At 44.5% G+C, this 15,901-nt stretch carries 17 protein-coding genes; 8 read left to right on the plus strand and 9 right to left on the minus strand.

The annotated features are described in order from the left end of the window. Positions 1-48 precede the first annotated feature (48 nt). Positions 49-180, minus strand: a complete 132-nt coding sequence (locus NIES208_RS19755; protein ID WP_282956532.1) for a hypothetical protein — start codon at positions 178-180, stop codon at positions 49-51. A 2-nt stretch (positions 181-182) separates the two neighbouring features. After that, a complete protein-coding gene (locus tag NIES208_RS19275) occupies positions 183-542 on the minus strand; it encodes a hypothetical protein (protein WP_075894222.1) in 360 nt (119 codons plus the stop codon). Positions 543-670: 128 nt separating this feature from the next. Here NIES208_RS19275 and NIES208_RS17225 point away from each other — a divergent pair, with 128 nt between their 5' ends. Next, positions 671-1,000 carry a hypothetical protein gene (locus tag NIES208_RS17225; RefSeq protein ID WP_075894223.1) on the plus strand — a complete coding sequence of 110 codons (330 nt, stop codon included), beginning with the start codon at positions 671-673 and terminating at the stop codon, positions 998-1,000. 56 nt (positions 1,001-1,056) lie between these two features. On the opposite strand, the gene psaK is transcribed toward NIES208_RS17225, so the two are convergent. The 6 genes from psaK to NIES208_RS17255 all read right to left on the minus strand — a co-directional run bounded on the left by psaK (position 1,057) and on the right by NIES208_RS17255 (position 5,996). Beyond that, positions 1,057-1,320, minus strand: coding sequence for a photosystem I reaction center subunit PsaK (gene psaK / locus NIES208_RS17230; protein WP_075894224.1), 264 nt, complete (start codon positions 1,318-1,320; stop codon positions 1,057-1,059). Positions 1,321-1,463: 143 nt separating this feature from the next. Then, the gene (locus NIES208_RS17235) at positions 1,464-2,012 is read right to left on the minus strand and encodes a DUF2854 domain-containing protein (RefSeq protein ID WP_075894225.1); all 549 of its coding nucleotides are present in this window, start codon (positions 2,010-2,012) and stop codon (positions 1,464-1,466) included. A gap of 51 nt (positions 2,013-2,063) precedes the next feature. Continuing rightward, positions 2,064-3,008: an AAA family ATPase gene (locus tag NIES208_RS17240; RefSeq protein ID WP_075894226.1), complete on the minus strand. Its 945-nt coding sequence runs from the start codon at positions 3,006-3,008 to the stop codon at positions 2,064-2,066. A gap of 5 nt (positions 3,009-3,013) precedes the next feature. Beyond that, positions 3,014-3,997, minus strand: a complete 984-nt coding sequence (locus NIES208_RS17245) for a bifunctional riboflavin kinase/FAD synthetase (protein WP_075894227.1) — start codon at positions 3,995-3,997, stop codon at positions 3,014-3,016. Between the two features lie 40 nt (positions 3,998-4,037). Further along, complete coding sequence (locus tag NIES208_RS17250; RefSeq protein WP_075894228.1) at positions 4,038-4,940, minus strand: MBL fold metallo-hydrolase; 903 nt, start codon at positions 4,938-4,940, stop codon at positions 4,038-4,040. Between the two features lie 387 nt (positions 4,941-5,327). Continuing rightward, positions 5,328-5,996, minus strand: coding sequence for a lysophospholipid acyltransferase family protein (locus NIES208_RS17255; protein ID WP_075894229.1), 669 nt, complete (start codon positions 5,994-5,996; stop codon positions 5,328-5,330). A gap of 620 nt (positions 5,997-6,616) precedes the next feature. Here NIES208_RS17255 and NIES208_RS17260 point away from each other — a divergent pair. From NIES208_RS17260 to pstA, 5 genes are all read left to right on the plus strand, one after another. Further along, positions 6,617-6,967 carry a DUF1830 domain-containing protein gene (locus NIES208_RS17260; protein WP_075894230.1) on the plus strand — a complete coding sequence of 117 codons (351 nt, stop codon included), beginning with the start codon at positions 6,617-6,619 and terminating at the stop codon, positions 6,965-6,967. A 186-nt stretch (positions 6,968-7,153) separates the two neighbouring features. After that, entirely contained in the window at positions 7,154-8,545 is a 1,392-nt protein-coding gene (gene trmFO, locus NIES208_RS17265; RefSeq protein WP_075894231.1) for an FADH(2)-oxidizing methylenetetrahydrofolate--tRNA-(uracil(54)-C(5))-methyltransferase TrmFO, read from the plus strand. Positions 8,546-9,229: 684 nt separating this feature from the next. Continuing rightward, positions 9,230-10,306, plus strand: coding sequence for a PstS family phosphate ABC transporter substrate-binding protein (locus tag NIES208_RS17270; protein WP_075894232.1), 1,077 nt, complete (start codon positions 9,230-9,232; stop codon positions 10,304-10,306). A 175-nt stretch (positions 10,307-10,481) separates the two neighbouring features. Continuing rightward, positions 10,482-11,420, plus strand: coding sequence for a phosphate ABC transporter permease subunit PstC (gene pstC / locus NIES208_RS17275; protein ID WP_075894233.1), 939 nt, complete (start codon positions 10,482-10,484; stop codon positions 11,418-11,420). Further along, positions 11,417-12,331, plus strand: a complete 915-nt coding sequence (gene pstA, locus NIES208_RS17280) for a phosphate ABC transporter permease PstA (protein WP_075894234.1) — start codon at positions 11,417-11,419, stop codon at positions 12,329-12,331. Before pstC ends, pstA begins: the two co-directional genes overlap by 4 nt. A gap of 100 nt (positions 12,332-12,431) precedes the next feature. Here pstA and NIES208_RS17285 read toward each other — a convergent pair whose 3' ends face one another. Next, positions 12,432-13,664: a tRNA nucleotidyltransferase/poly(A) polymerase-related protein gene (locus NIES208_RS17285; RefSeq protein WP_075894235.1), complete on the minus strand. Its 1,233-nt coding sequence runs from the start codon at positions 13,662-13,664 to the stop codon at positions 12,432-12,434. Positions 13,665-13,799: 135 nt separating this feature from the next. Between NIES208_RS17285 and trhO the strand changes: the two genes are divergently transcribed. Then, a complete protein-coding gene (trhO, locus tag NIES208_RS17290) occupies positions 13,800-14,693 on the plus strand; it encodes an oxygen-dependent tRNA uridine(34) hydroxylase TrhO (protein ID WP_075894236.1) in 894 nt (297 codons plus the stop codon). Between the two features lie 336 nt (positions 14,694-15,029). Next, positions 15,030-15,770 carry a phosphoadenylyl-sulfate reductase gene (locus NIES208_RS17295; RefSeq protein WP_216349429.1) on the plus strand — a complete coding sequence of 247 codons (741 nt, stop codon included), beginning with the start codon at positions 15,030-15,032 and terminating at the stop codon, positions 15,768-15,770. Positions 15,771-15,901: the final 131 nt, after the last annotated feature.

Here is a 15,901-nt window from a genome sequence, read left to right on the forward strand (position 1 = left end):
CGCTCTCTTATTCGCCGCGTCGTATTGCCGAGCACCCTTAAGCAAAACTCAGGTTTCGTAAATACAGTTTGACTGCAAAATTATGGAGGTGGATAAACCCATGGTGATGAGGGCAACAAGGATAATTAAGCCGCTAATTTCACTAGAAATATGGCCTAAAATAACACCTAAACCTGCCAAAATCAGCGAAAATTCGCTAATTTGCCCAAGGGATGACTCGTGATCACACCGGTATAGTTTTTGTAGCCGCCCATTCCTACGAGAGCCATCACCATTGCTGGTTTTGCGATTAGTACAAAGGTGGATAGGACAAGGGCTAGAAAAAATGGGTGAAGAAAATCGTTAATCTCGATGTGAAGGCCGAGATTGATGAAAAAAATAGGAGCAAAAAATCTCGTAAGCTCGCCAAGCGAGACGCAATCTGTACAAAGGTATGGGCAACGTGGAGGGGCATAAAAATCTAAACTGATACCAAATGATTTTAGAAAATCCACAAACGCAATCCTAAATTGCCTATCAAATAAGGATTTTTGTTCACCCATTAGTAGCTCTATTTTTTTGAATTGGTATGACAAACATAGGGCGTGATAGTCCGATTGTCACACGATGCCCTTCACGCTCCACCTTCTTGCCGCAATCTTTTAAAGTCTTGCAATCGCGATCATTAACCATGGCCAAAACAACTAGAAATGCCCAAAAAGAAGGAGTCCGGGGTGGACTACAGGCCGCCATTGCGTTTCTCATTGCCTTTATAGCGTTGCGATACGGCATTTTACTCAGTATTTTCTTTGCGGGTGTTGGCGGTTTTACTGTCGGTTTTATTTTGCGTTGGTGGCGCAGTAGCGAAGGGTCAAAACCAAAACTACATCCCTTTGCAAATGTAAAACTTAAACCGGCTAAACGTTATCCGGGATTAGCCGATATTGGATCTAGACAGAGTAGCCGTGGTGATTTATACATCAAACAAAAATCCTCCGATGACAACTCACCAGAGGAATAAAAATACTGTCACAAAACAAGGGAAACTGAGGGGCGTTAAAAAAGCAATAAAAATACTTAGATTGCACCCATGCTAGCTAAGCCAATGATTGCACCGACTCCTAGTACATGACCAAAACTAGTGGTGGCTAATAATGCGGGGAGACCCATCCCACCAAACATTTCAGGCATTGGTAGGGCGGGGCCTTCGGAAGGGTTTTTCATTGTTGCTTTGCCAAGGGCGATCGCCAAAATATTACAGATGATCATCACAACCGCAATTTTTGGGCTCCATGCCATTGTGGAGGGCACAGCAGCGATGAGGGTAAGAGCTAAGGACATAAATTTTGACTCCTAAAAATCGGACTTTTCTTAAAAGATTTGATATCTCCGTATCGTCCTTAAGTTTTGCTCAGATATGAACCAACGCTAAACTTCCTTAGCAATACTTAGTAATACTATGAAGTTAAATTAAGCCCTTATACCTATGCTGCTGTTTTGATCAGTGCTAATTCAATTTCGTTCTCTTCCGGCTGGGCGATCGCCGCCTTGATATCAGGGCCAAAGAAACGTTCAATTTTTGCTTGGCGTTTTTCCCATTCTTCCAGAGAGAACAAAGGCGAATAAAACTCTAAAACCAAAGCATACTGACCCTCATGGGATTCTTCCCGTAAATGATGAAGCTGGGGACGCTCCTCATCCGTAGGACTTAAACCCAAACGCTCTAAAGAATCATCCAAGTGACAATCCTGACCATAGCGATAACGCGTCACATCCTTACGGATTTGATGCTGTGTGTCCGTCGCCTGAGCTTCCCGAAGCGCTTCAATATCGTCAGAGACATCAGCACTATAGGGAGTGGGTTTAATTTCCGCCGCCTTTAGAGCCAAGCCACCGAGCAGAATAGGAATGCCATAGAACATCCCTGCCAAATTAAGGGTTGCATTCCCAAAGCCATAGGCCGCAAAGCCTATCACAGACAATATGCCCCCGACCACTAATCCCACACTGCCAAGCGAAATCTTACCGAACATTAAAGATACCCATGAGTTCTAAGAAACTTCACTAATCTTAACATGACGCTTCTAAGCAATCGGTAAACTATAGCCACTTTCAGGAGTAGAAGGATCTGTGATCGTTGCAACAAGACTTTGAATCACCTCTTTTGCATTTTTGCCACCCGAAACAATCACGCGGTGAGCCAAGACAAAGGGAGCTAAATATTTAATATCATCCGTCAGAATAAAGTCGCGATCTGCTAAATAAGCATAGGCTTGGGCGGCGCGTTGGAGGGCAACAGTGCCCCGAGGGCTAACCCCAAGAATAATCCCTTCATAATCGCGGGACTTCTGCGCAATCTTAACGATGTACTCTTGAATTGATTTTTCCACATGAATTTCCTGGACATTCGCCTGTAATTGACGAACTTCATCGAGGCTAATACAAGGCGCTAACTCTTCAGGACGAATCCGAGATTGGTGCATCTGCAGCATATCGACTTCTTCTGAAAAGCCGGGGTAACCAAGGCTAAGGGAAATAACAAAGCGATCCATCTGCGCTTCTGGTAAGGGGAAAGTCCCTTGGTATTCAACGGGGTTTTGGGTTGCCACAACGAAAAATGGCTTAGGCACTTGGCGAGCATCGCCATCCACGGTGACCTGCTGCTCTTCCATGACTTCGAGGAGAGCTGATTGGGTACGGGGGGTGGCGCGATTGATCTCATCGGCAAGGAGCACATTGGCAAAAACCGGCCCTGAGAGAAATTCAAATTCACGGCTATTGGGGTTCCAAATATTTGTGCCGGTAATGTCGCTGGGCAGAAGATCCGGCGTACACTGGATTCGCTGAAATTTGCCATTGACAGAGCGGGCTAGGGATTTGGCTAATAATGTTTTGCCGACACCGGGTACATCTTCTAGTAATACGTGACCGCCACTCAGCATGGCAACGAGGACAAGTTTGATGGCATCTTCTTTGCCGACAATTGTTTTGGAGAGGTTGTCTGTCAGGTCGCGAACTCTTTCTTTCATTATGTCTAGGGTAGGTTAAGTAATTTTTTGGTGCGAGCGCAGTCCGTGTGGATTTGGGCTTGCAATTTTTGGAGAGAGTCGAATTTTTGTTCGGGACGAAGGTAATGGAGTAGTTTGACTGTTAGGGTTTCGCCGTAAATATGCTGGTCATAGTCAAATAGATGCACTTCAATGGTCGGATTTTTGGCGTTTGGCTCCACGGTTGGTCGGCAACCAAGGTTTAGGATGCCCCATTGGTTTTGTCCTGATGACTGGATATTGACTTGAACGCCGTAAACGCCATATTTGGGCAAAAATTTTGTGGCTGATAATTCAAGATTGGCGGTGGGAAAACCAAGTTTACGGCCTAATTTTTGGCCATGGATGACTTTGCCTTGTAAGGTGTAAGCCCGGCCGAGGAGGGCATTTGCGGTTGTGAGTTGCCCCTCTACTAATGCTTTTCTAATCGCTGAACTACTAATGCGATCGCCTTGGTCTTTATATAGTGGAGCGATATTGACTTCCACATCATATCCGGCGGCGATCGCCTTCAAATCTGTCGAGTTGCCGCTGCGACTGCGACCAAAACAAAAATCGACACCAATACTAATACTTCTTGTTTTAAGCTTTTTCACCAAGATTTCTGAAATAAATTCCTCTGGTGTCAAAGCAGCAAGCTCTCGATCAAAGGGCAGTAAAACAAGCTGTTCAATGCCAAGCTGTGCTAGTACTGCCACTTTTTCTGGCAATGGCGTGAGGAGTCGCTTCGGATTGCCGGAAAAAAATTCGCGAGGATGAGGGTCAAAAGTAACAACGGTTGGGCAAAGTCTTGGGGACTGTGGCGGTTGCTCGGTCGGGTGATTTCCGGCTGCGACAACTTGATGATTGTGGCGGGTGAAGGCGATCGCTGGTTCAATGACCCGCTGGTGTCCACGGTGTATCCCATCAAAATTACCTAAAGCAATACTGGTGGGCGTGACCGCCTCAATGGTTGAAGATACTACCCGCACGTTTTAAAGCCCGAAATATTTCTTCATATTCTATACCGAATTAAACAGATAGCTCTTGTGACTCTGTCGCCTTCTGATCTTTAACATTACCTTGGGGGTTTAGCACAATAGACATACCTTCGCGGGCTAAAACCGTATTCGAAAATTCAGAGGCTGCCTCTTCCGCAATCTTGTCAAGAAAATCATCATTATGCAGAGGGTCATGGTGAAAAATCACCAACTGTTTAACATTCGCGGCTTTAGCTACCTTGACCGCTTCTTGCCAAGTACTGTGACCCCAACCTACTTTGCTGGATTTTGGGTCGTGATATTCGCTATCTGTATATGCTGCGTCAATAATCACAACGTCAGCATTATCTGCCAACTTTAGGACTTGCTCGTCAATATGATCTGGATAATGTTCTGTATCTGTAATGTATGCGGCCGATACACCCCGCCAGTTTACCCGATACCCCACTGCTTCCCCAGGGTGATTGAGCTTCGCATTTTCAATGGTGACATCACCAATTTGCAGTACTTCCCCAACTTCTAGGGAAAAGAATTTTAAATCTGCCTGCATAATCTGCAGGGGAACCGGGAAATTTGGGTGCAACATTTGATCATGGAGACGCTGCTTGATCGTTGCACCATTGGGAGCGACGACACCGTAAATATTAAATTTGTTGACATTGACAAAAGCCGGTACGAAGAAGGGAAAGCCCTGAATGTGATCCCAATGGGAATGAGTGAAGAACATATGGGCTTCAACGGGCAGTTGGCTCATTAGGGATTGCCCTAGTACCCGCAGCCCTGTGCCACCGTCAAAGATTAGCCGTTCACCGCCTGCTATCATCTCGATACAGGGTGTATTGCCGCCATATCTTACTGTTTCCGCTCCTGGGCAGGGGATGCTACCACGCACGCCCCAAAAATTTACTTTAAATTGCTGTTTAGAATCAGACATGGGTTAATGAACCGCAGGAATTTGGCTGTTGTGATCAAATACTGTGAACTAGCGCTTGAAATTAATCTGAAATCAATCGGGTTAAGGGCTAGATTCTCGGCAGAATAATTGGTAGACGGGCTGTTGCTATGATGCTACTTCTGTTTGAAATGATACACCACAAATAAAAAGCTTTCAGGGAGATTTTGGTGATTAACAATTTTTTAGATAGAAATTGTCATATGGGTTTAAGCTCTAATATTGCGATTTTGAGTGTAACAATTCTCAATGGAAAATTTCGCCGTTTTCTGCACCATAAAACAGTGATCTAAATCACTGGGTGAAAGGATTATTTGGTTGGTGATCTATTGTTATTGTTGTTGTTTGGAAAGGCTAAGTCAATTTTTATTAGCGTCCTAGGGCATGAAGGGCGTTGATCTGGTGGGCACAGGTTTCTGTTGTTTGGGTGAGGGCTTCTTTTGTGACTGTTTTCGGGGGAGCGATCGCCTCCCCGATGCGAATAGTAAGAGCCGTGGGATGAGGGAATGGATTCTTCCCTTTCAAGATTTTCTCGGTGCCTATGAGGCTAATGGGGATGAGTGGCACTTGGGCTTTGGTGGCGATGAGGACAGCACCGGATTTTGGCTTGGTCACCCGTCCATCGGCGGTGCGAGTCCCCTGCAAGAAGATCCCAACGCCCCACCCTTCTTGGAGAGAGGCTAATGCAGCGCGAATAGCGGCGCGATCGCCAGCACCACGTTTGACCGGGTAAGCGCCATAAATACGAATAATTTGTTTGAGAATTGGTACACGAAATAATTCTTCTTTCGCCATAAATGCCACTGGTCGACCGACTGCTGCTGCGAGGATCGGCGGGTCAAAGTTACTGGCGTGATTACTAACGGCGATAAATCCACCAGTAGTCGGGACATTTTCCAAGCCTATGACGCGACTCCGAAAATAGCTAGACAAAATGGGCTGTACAATAGTCCATTTCAAAGCCTTATATAGGACTAGGCTTCCTAAAGGTTCCCGCTGACTCACCGGGGCGATCGCCGTATTTTTTTCCTTACCCATAGGATCTCGCAACCATTGACTACTTTTAACGAATAAAGACTGTTTAGTACGGTCGCATGATTTCCGACAATTTTGAATACTAATCACAAAAAAAGCGAGACTTAAAAGATATTATCGATATTTCCTTCGGTAGGTCACCCAAAATCAACCATTATTTCTATGGTCTTTTTTTCTTGCCTATATAAATCTTTAGGTTTGATTTCATGGTCAAACAGAGAAGCTCTCCCCCACAACATTGTGAAATGTATAAGCAATAAATCTTAATTTTATTTTAATAAATTGAACCAATAATATTTTGTTGACAATAACACCTCCAGTTTTTTTTTAGAGTAACAATATTTTCTCTGGCGAATATTACTAGAGCAAGCTGCTGGTATTGATTTGAGAATTTATTCTTGAATCATGAAAATCTGCAAGATTTTAGAGAAATAGTAAAACCGAATTAACAAAGTAGTGTCGAAGTATACTGTTTTGAAAAGTCTATTTCTTAAGGTATAGATCTAGTATTTAAACACCATGACAATCGATTGTATTGAGCTTTACAGCCGCTGGGGATCAAGAAATGTTAGGTTAGCGATAATTAGTAGAAAACTTACTTTAAATACTTATCCGGTAGAGTTATGGCTCAGATCCTTGATCCCCTTCCTGAAGATAAGAACAAAAACTTACTTTGTTGTTATGTCAATGCCACGAGTCAAATTCAAGTTGCTCGTATTACAAATATTGAAGACTGGTACTTTGAAAGAGTTGTTTTTCCCGGTCAACGCCTTGTTTTTGAAGCCTTGTCCCATGGCATCCTTGAGATTCACACTGGGATGATGGCTAGCGCGATTTTGTCTGATACGATTCCTTGCACCCGTTTGACCTTTAATGAATCTCCGGAGGTATCTGAGCAAGAAGGAGAAGAAAGTGTAACTGTTGCTATTACCCAAAATGAATCTACCGACAGCGCTGTGGCGATCGCCCAATAAATAAAATACCAGCATCAACTCCAACGCTAAGAAAACACCACAATAGTCCCAGAGCCACTCTGATTCAACAAGAGAGCCCTGAACGATGACCGTCATTAATGGCGGTTTTTGTTTAGGCTTTTCTCCTAACTTAAAGAACAATATAAAATAGAAAACCCTCAAAAAAGATTATTGCAATAGGTAACCATGACCCCTCAAATTCCTCCCGTGACAGTTATTGGCGGTGGACTAGCAGGAACAGAAGCCGCTTGGCAAATAGCACAAGCTGGCACCCCCGTATCTCTCTACGAAATGCGACCAGTAGAAAAAAGCCCTGCCCATCACACAGAGGAATTAGCAGAACTCGTCTGTAGCAACTCATTTGGTGCCCAATCCAGCGATCGCGCCTCCGGATTATTACACGAAGAATTACGCCGGCTTAACTCAATCATCATTGCCACAGCCGACGAACATCAAGTTCCCGCAGGAGGAGCCTTAGCCGTTGACCGTGCCCTATTTAGCAAAACCCTAACCCAAAAACTAGCGAACCATCCATTAGTAACATTCCATCGTCAGCCCTTAAATCATATTCCCTCAAAAGGCATTACCGTATTAGCCACAGGCCCTTTAACCAGTACTGCCCTTGCTAGCGAACTACAGCAGTTTACAGGTATGGAATACATGAGCTTTTTTGATGCAGCAAGCCCCATTATCGTAGGAGAAAGCATTGATCAAAATGTCGCATTTCTCGCATCTCGCTACGACAAAGGAGAAGCCGCATATCTCAACTGCCCAATGAATAAAGAGCAATATTTACATTTTCGAGAAGCTTTATGCGCAGCAGAACAAGCAGAACTAAAAGACTTTGAAAAAGAAAGCGCGAAGTTTTTCGAAGGTTGTTTACCGATCGAAGAACTAGGCCGAAGAGGCGAAGATACAATGCGCTACGGCCCCCTAAAACCCGTTGGACTATTTGATGCTCGTCTTGGAGATTTCCGAGATCCTGAAAACAAGTCAAAAAAACCCTATGCCGTCGTGCAGTTGCGCCAAGAAGATAAGCAAGGCCAACTGTGGAATATGGTTGGGTTTCAAACAAATCTCAAATGGGGCGAACAAAAACGAATATTTCGTCTCATTCCCGGACTAGAAAATGCCGAATTTGTGAGAATGGGAGTCATGCACCGCAATACATTTCTCAACTCACCTGAACTATTAGACGCAACCTTACAATTCTCCCAACGTCCCACGCTACTTGCCGCAGGCCAACTCATTGGTACAGAAGGTTATACCGCCGCATCAGCTGGTGGCTGGTTAGCAGGTACGAATGCTGCTCGCATTGCAAAAGGCTTAACGCCTCTAACGCTTCCGAAGACAACCATGATGGGCGCGCTATTTGACTTCATCCATTCAGCATCACCCAAACACTTCCAGCCCATGCCACCAAACTTTGGCATTATTCCAGCATTAGCTGAACGAGTGCGCAGTAAAAAAGAACGCTATGGCGTATACCGCGATCGCTCCCTGACCGATTTGGCTTTGTGGAAAACCCAGAATCAGCTCCATACAGCGACACTCAAAAAAGATGCACAGCTTGTGTAAATGATGTGACTAGAAATAGTTGGATCGAGCTGCCTACTTCATTGATATGGACGGCTTTGTTCAAAATAGAACCTCATGATGTTCCATGCCAGCCATGGTGAAAATAAATGGAATCTTAAAGTTCTCTTGGATTTATTTGCAATGACGATAGCTTCTGACAGTGAACCTGTTGATTTTCAATGGCTAATACTTTTTGCTTTTCTTCTCTGTTTTTAATGAGTCGTGGCACTAGAAGCAAAGAAGAAACCTGCTATCTTTTTGCTCATTTTTTACTATTTAAATCCGGAAAATTCACATATTCGAAAAAATAGATCATCGCTATGATTTGATATTATTTTTTTTGCTAAAAGATAGATGGTCATACCAGTATTTTCTCGATAACAAAATTACTTTTTCTTAAACTATTCTTAATCAAAGAAAAATGGCTGCTTAAGCTTAAAGACCTTGTATCGATTAAGGTTCAGGAAAATTGAAAATATTGATCACATCCTTCTTTGCATGTGGTATAACCATTTTGAAAACAAAAAGAGAATATGTTTTTGTCGATATTACAAAAGCTGAAAAAGTAATGTATTAGAACAATACTTTGTCTGTTTTTCTTTTCTTGACTATTGCTTTTTATAGGTAATGGCTTGAAGTAATAGAGATTTTTAAATTCATTTGAAATTGCACACAGAGGATATTATGAAACAGAAAGCCATTCGCTTCCGTGCTTGGTCTTTGGGTCTTTCCAGTTTGGCACTCATCACGATGCTTGGTGCTTGTGCTGGGGAGCAAACGACAGCTCCCGAAGAAGGCGCTGAAACAACTGAAGAAACAACTGAAGAGTCTGCTTCTCGTCTCGAAGGTTCTGTTGCTATTGATGGTTCTAGTACTGTTTTTCCCATCACAGAGGCAATGGCTGAGGAGTTTCAAAAGGCTAACCCAGATGTCCGTATTACTGTCGGTGTATCCGGAACTGGTGGTGGCTTTAAGAAGTTCTGTGCTGGGGAAACTGATATTACGAATGCGTCTCGCCCTATCAAAGGGTCTGAGATTGAACTTTGTGAGGAAGGTGGTGTTGAGTATATTGAAGTTCCCGTTGCTTATGATGCAATTTCTGTTGTTGCGAATCCTGAGAATGACTGGGCAATGTGCTTGACTACTGCTGAGCTTAACAAGGTTTGGGCTCCTGAGGGTGAGGGTACTATTGATAACTGGAGCCAAGTTCGTGATGGCTTCCCTGATCAGCCTTTGACTTTGTATGGTCCTGGGACTGATTCGGGTACTTTTGACTATTTCACTGATGCGATCAATGGTGATGAGGGTTTGAGTCGTGGTGATTATACTGCTAGTGAAGATGACAATGTTGTTGTCCAAGGTGTTGCTCAGGATACGGGTGCTCTAGGTTATTTTGGTCTTGCGTATTTTGAGGAGAATGCTGATCGTCTCCGTGCTGTGGAGATCGATGATGAAGATCCTGCGAATGGCGAAGGTTGTGTTGCGCCTAGTGTGGCGACTGTTGATGATACGACTTATCAGCCCCTTGCTCGTCCTGTTTTCATTTATGTAAATCCTGCGGCGCTTGAGAAGCCTGAGGTGGCGGCTTTTGTTGATTTTTACATGAGTGAGGATAATGGCAGTCTTGTTTCTGAGGTGGGCTATGTTGCGATGTCTTCGGAGATTTATGAGAAGGCAATGGGTCGTTTAGATGCTAAGACTACGGGTTCTGCTTTTGGTGGTGGCTCGACTGTTGGGGTAAAGCTGGTTGATGTTCTTTAAGAACGATTAATTGTCTGGGGGAGTGGGATTCTCAATTTGTGTTGGGGCTCACTCTCTTTCTTATTTTTTTTGAGCTACGGCTTTAAAATTGCTACATTGCGATGTCCGTAGATGAATCTCTCGAGGGCGATCGCCTGATAACAGAGAAGATAAAACTTTAGAACTCTAAACTTCTATGACCACGAGTCCTTTCCCAAAATTAGTGAATGCCGATAGTTGGCGAGCCAATCGTACAGCTAGCAAATGGTCACAGCGTATTACTGTGGGTATTTTTGGTCTCTTTGCCATCGTCTCAGTGCTGACTACCTTTGGCATTGTTTTTACCTTGGTATTTGATGCCATTGGTTTTTTCGAAGAGGTACCTCTATCGAGATTTTTAACGGAAACAAAATGGACACCGTTATTTTTTAATCAAAGTTTTGGTATTTCGGTACTTGTTACTTCGACATTAATGACGACGAGTATTGCCCTTTGTGTGGCGTTGCCGATGGGTCTCCTTGCAGCAATTTGTTTGAGTGAGTACGCGCCGAAGAAAGTGCGCAAGTGGTTAAAACCAGCCCTAGAGATTCTGTCGGGTATTCCTAGTGTTGTTTTCGGTTATTTTGCCTTGTTGTTTGTGACACCGATTCTTCAGTCTCTGATTCCAAGTATTGAACCTTTTAATGCTTTAAGTGCGGGGTTGGTTCTAGGCGTTTCTATTTTGCCGCTGGTTGCGTCTCTCAGTGAAGATGCTATTTATGCGGTGCCTGATAGTTTGAGGCAAGGCTCCTATGGTTTGGGGGCGACGAAGCGTGAAACAATTACTAATGTTGTGTTACCTGCAGCGCTTTCTGGGATTGTCTCGTCGTTTATTTTGGCAATTTCCCGGGCGATCGGTGAAACGATGATTGTGACGATCGCCGCCGGTCAGAGCACGACCCTAAACTTCAATCCTCTAGAATCTGTTTCAACAATGACTGCCTTTATTGTGCAGGTCAGTCTGGGCGATGCCGCCGCCGGTAGTTTGGCCTTTAAAACCATCTATGCTGTTGGTTTAACACTTTTCCTCATCACCTTAAGCTTAAATATTTTGAGCTACTGGTTTGTCCGCCGCTATAGACAAAAGTACGAATGAATATTTCAAAAAATTCTGCCCCAGCAACATCAAACGATCTCTTTGATGTTCAGCTTTCAAAACGCTACTTTTTCGATACCATTTTTGCGACCCTTAGCTGGATGGCGGTCGGCTTCAGTATTTTGGTCGTGATTGTACTGTTGACCGACGTAATCATTGATGGCCTACCGCGCCTTGATTGGACGTTGCTTTCGGAGTTTCCTTCCCGGCGTCCAGGTCAAGCAGGTCTCAAGTCCGCCTTGATCGGTACTATCTGGCTGATGAGTATTACCGCTATCATCACCTTTCCCCTAGGTGTCGGGGCGGGAATATTTTTAGAAGAGTTTTCTACGGATAATGTCTTCACGAAGATTATTGACATCAACATCAATAACCTTGCTGCTGTTCCTTCGATTATTTATGGTTTGTTGGGTCTGCAACTATTTGTCCGAATTTTGGAGCCGATTACTGGTGGGCGTAGCGTTTTAGCTGGCTCAATGACGTTGAGTCTCCTGATTCTGCCCATTGTGATTGTGTCAACGCGGGAATCCCTTAAGGCTGTTCCTGATAGCTTACGACAAGCGGGGCTTGCCCTTGGTGCGACGAAATGGCAGGTTGTGAGGGAGCAGATTTTTCCGTTAGCGTTACCGGGTATTTTGACGGGTACGATTTTGGCGCTTTCGCGGGCGATCGGTGAGACGGCTCCTCTGATTACGATTGGTGCATTGACCTTTATTGCGTTTTTGCCACCCCTTGGTCTTGAGGGTTTGCAGACACCATTTACGGCTATGCCTATTCAGATTTTTAACTGGGTTTCTCGTCCCCAGGCGGAGTTTCACACGGCGGCGGCGGCTGGCATTATTATTTTGATGTGTATGTTGTTAATGATGAATGGCACAGCGATTTATCTCCGCAATCGTTTCCAAAAATAATCTTAGAGTTCGACTAACGTTTAATTTAATGATTGAGTTTTTCCTCCAATATTTTGGGGGATTTTTTGTAGATTGATATTTTTGATGATGGCTAAGATTTTTACTGGCTAAGGTGCGATCGCCCCCACTGGATAGCTTCATCTGGGGTGTGGATTTTTCCTTCAATGTGGGCGACTTGGATTTCAATGAGTAGTGCGCCGATTTGAGGACTGGGCTTAAGGTTTAGCTGCTCAATTAAATCCTTACCTGTAACCAAAGGTTGAGGATGAGCAACTTGGTCAGTTGGATCAAAATATCGCTGTAATAAAGGCTCAAGCTGTGAAAATGCCAAACCGTTAGCTTGGGCAACAATTGCAGTTATCGGGAAACAATCTTTGATGCTGACAAAAAAGAGGTATTGCTCCCGCAGCGTCATAGGCTGGTCGGCGATCGCCAATAATTTTGGCAACATGTCAACAATCAAGGTAATGCTGCGTAATTCTTGGCGAGAATATTTGAGATTGAGAATAGACTGTTGTGCATCAGTCGAAGTGCGACCAACAAGACAAGCAAGTTTTGCTAAATAAAGCCAGCGGGGATTTTCCTGAAATGCCGGAAATTGCGAGACTAATTGTTGCCAAACAGGTTGAATCTGTTGCAGATGCTTAATGCCTTGTTGAGAAAGATTTGTTAGCCAATAACTTAAAATACCGTCCTCATAGGCAGCCGCCAGCCAGCGATCGCCTGCTGCATGTTCCAGCAAATAATTTAATTCGTGTTGCACCCGTTCAGCCGCGACTTTTTCGATCAGTGGCGCAAATTCCCGCAGTTTGGCGCGAGTTGTCCCGTCAATGGAAAAGCCCAGCTGTGCCGCTTGACGATAAGCTCGCAGGAGTCGCAATGGATCATCTGCCAAATTTTCTGCCGCCACCATGCGCAACACACGATTATCTAAATCCAGTAACCCCTCAAGGGGATCAATCAGATGATTAGAACGAATATGGTAGGCGATCGCATTAGCCCGATAATCACGGCGATACAGATCCGTTTCTAAAGTTTTCCCTTCCTGTTGCGCGAAATCAAGAGTGCCCTGCGGAAAAACAACCCGTGCAATATGTCGCTCCGGATCAAGCACAACAAATCCCGCCTTATACCGTTGCGAAATTTCCCGCGCCGTTTCTACGGCTCGCTCTGGCAAAACAAAATCAAAATCAATATATTGGCTCTGGCGCTGCAACAAAGCATCCCGCACCGCACCACCCACTAAGCAAGTCTCCGACGGCAATTCCGCCACCGAAAAAGGCAGCGATCGCAAAAAATCCGCTAAACGTTGCTGGGGAGATGCCAGAGCCATGAACTAAAAAACCTGTAAAACCAAAACGATTACCGAGAATATCATCTCACCCTAATTATGGGACATGGAATTTTCCGCAAGATTCGCAACTGCGCCAGTTAAAATAAAAACCGTTCCGCCATAACCCTGTAGCCAATGAAGGATTTTGTTGTCATCACCTTTTATAAATTCTTTGAGTTTAGCGACTACAAAGAACGACAACAGCCAATCTATAACTTTGCCGCTGAGAATAATATTGTCGGCACCATTCTCCTTGCCTCCGAAGGCATTAACGCCACTATTGCCGGCACAGAAGCCGCGATCCAATTAATGGTTGATTTCTTAAGGGGCGATCGCCGCCTAGCAGATCTCACCTATAAAATCTCTACTGCCCAAAAAGCTCCCTTTAAACGCCTAAAAGTCCGCCTCAAAAAAGAAATTGTCACCTTCGGACAGCCCCAAGCCAGACCCAGCGAACAAGTCGGCCAGTACATTCCTCCCAGCCAATGGAATGAACTTATCCAAGATCCAGAAGTGACCCTAGTCGATACCCGTAACGATTACGAAGTGGGTATTGGTACGTTCCAAGGCGCAAAAAATCCCAATACCAAATCATTTCGTGATTTTCCCGAATACGTCTCAGAGCACCTCGACCCCGAACAAAATCCTAAAATTGCCATGTTTTGCACTGGCGGCATTCGTTGCGAAAAAGCCACATCCTACCTTCTCCAACAAGGATTCCAAGAGGTTTATCATCTTCAAGGCGGCATTCTAAAATACCTAGAAGAAGTCCCAGAAGAGCAAAGCTTGTGGGAAGGAGAATGCTTTGTTTTCGACGAGCGCGTCACCGTCAAACATGGCCTCGAAGAAGGCGAGTACGAACTCTGTTACGCCTGCGGTCATCCCATCGATGCCGAAGATAAAGCCAGTGCAGATTATGAAATTGGCATTTCTTGCCCCTACTGTATCGAAGTATTGACCCCAGAAAGGCGGGCAAAATTTAGCGAAAAATGGCAACAACGCCAGCAACAGAAAGCAAAATCTCCATGAGACCGACTATCGTAGGTTGTGAAATCCACCACAGAAATCGGGAAATTCTCGACTACAATAGCTTTAATTATTTCAAAGCATTCATGACCTAGATTTTTCACCGTTGATGTTTTCCCCATAGGGAAATTGACCCTTTAAATCTTTGATTGACTTAGTTCTCACCTTACGGTCACAACTGTAGATCAACCATCAACATCAACAAATACCAACACCTAACCCTTACTAATTTCTAGAAGTATGCCACAACTGCATCTTTCCAACACCAAGCCCCTCGAGCATAACCAGACATCTCAAGGCAATGTCATGAACCTCGGTCACATTAATGGTGGTGGAAATATGTCGGAAATGATGGATCTCGAGCAAATTAACCAATCTCTAACAGAATTGTCTGCTGTTGATGTTGTGCATTGGGCAGCAGAAGCTTTTCCTGAAGGGTTGATCATGACAACGAGCTTTGGTATCCAGTCAGCTGTCATGCTGCACCTAGTGACTCGCGTTGTCCCAGATATTCCTGTTGTCTGGATTGATACAGGGTATCTTCCAGAAGAGACCTATCGTTTTGCAGAAGATTTGAGCGATCGCCTCGAGCTAAATCTGAAGGTGTACCAATCACCAATGAGTCCCGCGAGAATGGAGGCGATCCACGGCAAACTGTGGGAACAAAATGATGTCGAAGCATTCAATCGCTATGACTACATCCGTAAGGTAGAGCCGATGCAGCGAGCTTTGAAAGAACTAAAGGCCAAAGCTTGGTTAGCCGGTTTACGACAGGGGCAAACTGACCATAGAAAAACCCTTGGTTATGTCGCGAAACAAGGCGAGCAGTTCAAGATTCACCCGATTTTGACTTGGAATGCCAAAGACGTTTACAAATATTTAATCGCCCATGACTTGCCTTACCACCCTTATTTCGACAAGGGCTACGTCACAGTGGGAGACTGGCATTCTAGTCGTCCGATGATGGCTGGCGATGAAAGCGAGCGGGATACGCGTTTCCGCGGCTTAAAACAAGAATGTGGCTTACATTTACCCGCAACTTCGGCTGAAGCGCAAAGTTTGGATTCGAGTAGCTTGTAGCTCTTTTGCATGAAAATTAAAAGGTTTTCCTTTGGGGAGGGGCTATTGATTATCGGTAAATTGCGTAACCTATCGAAACGTCAGTTATGGATAAGAATGTAGCCAAAATTCTTTAGAGAAAAGGAGACACG

Source organism: [Limnothrix rosea] IAM M-220 (assembly GCF_001904615.1).
Lineage (GTDB): Bacteria > Cyanobacteriota > Cyanobacteriia > Cyanobacteriales > MRBY01 > MRBY01.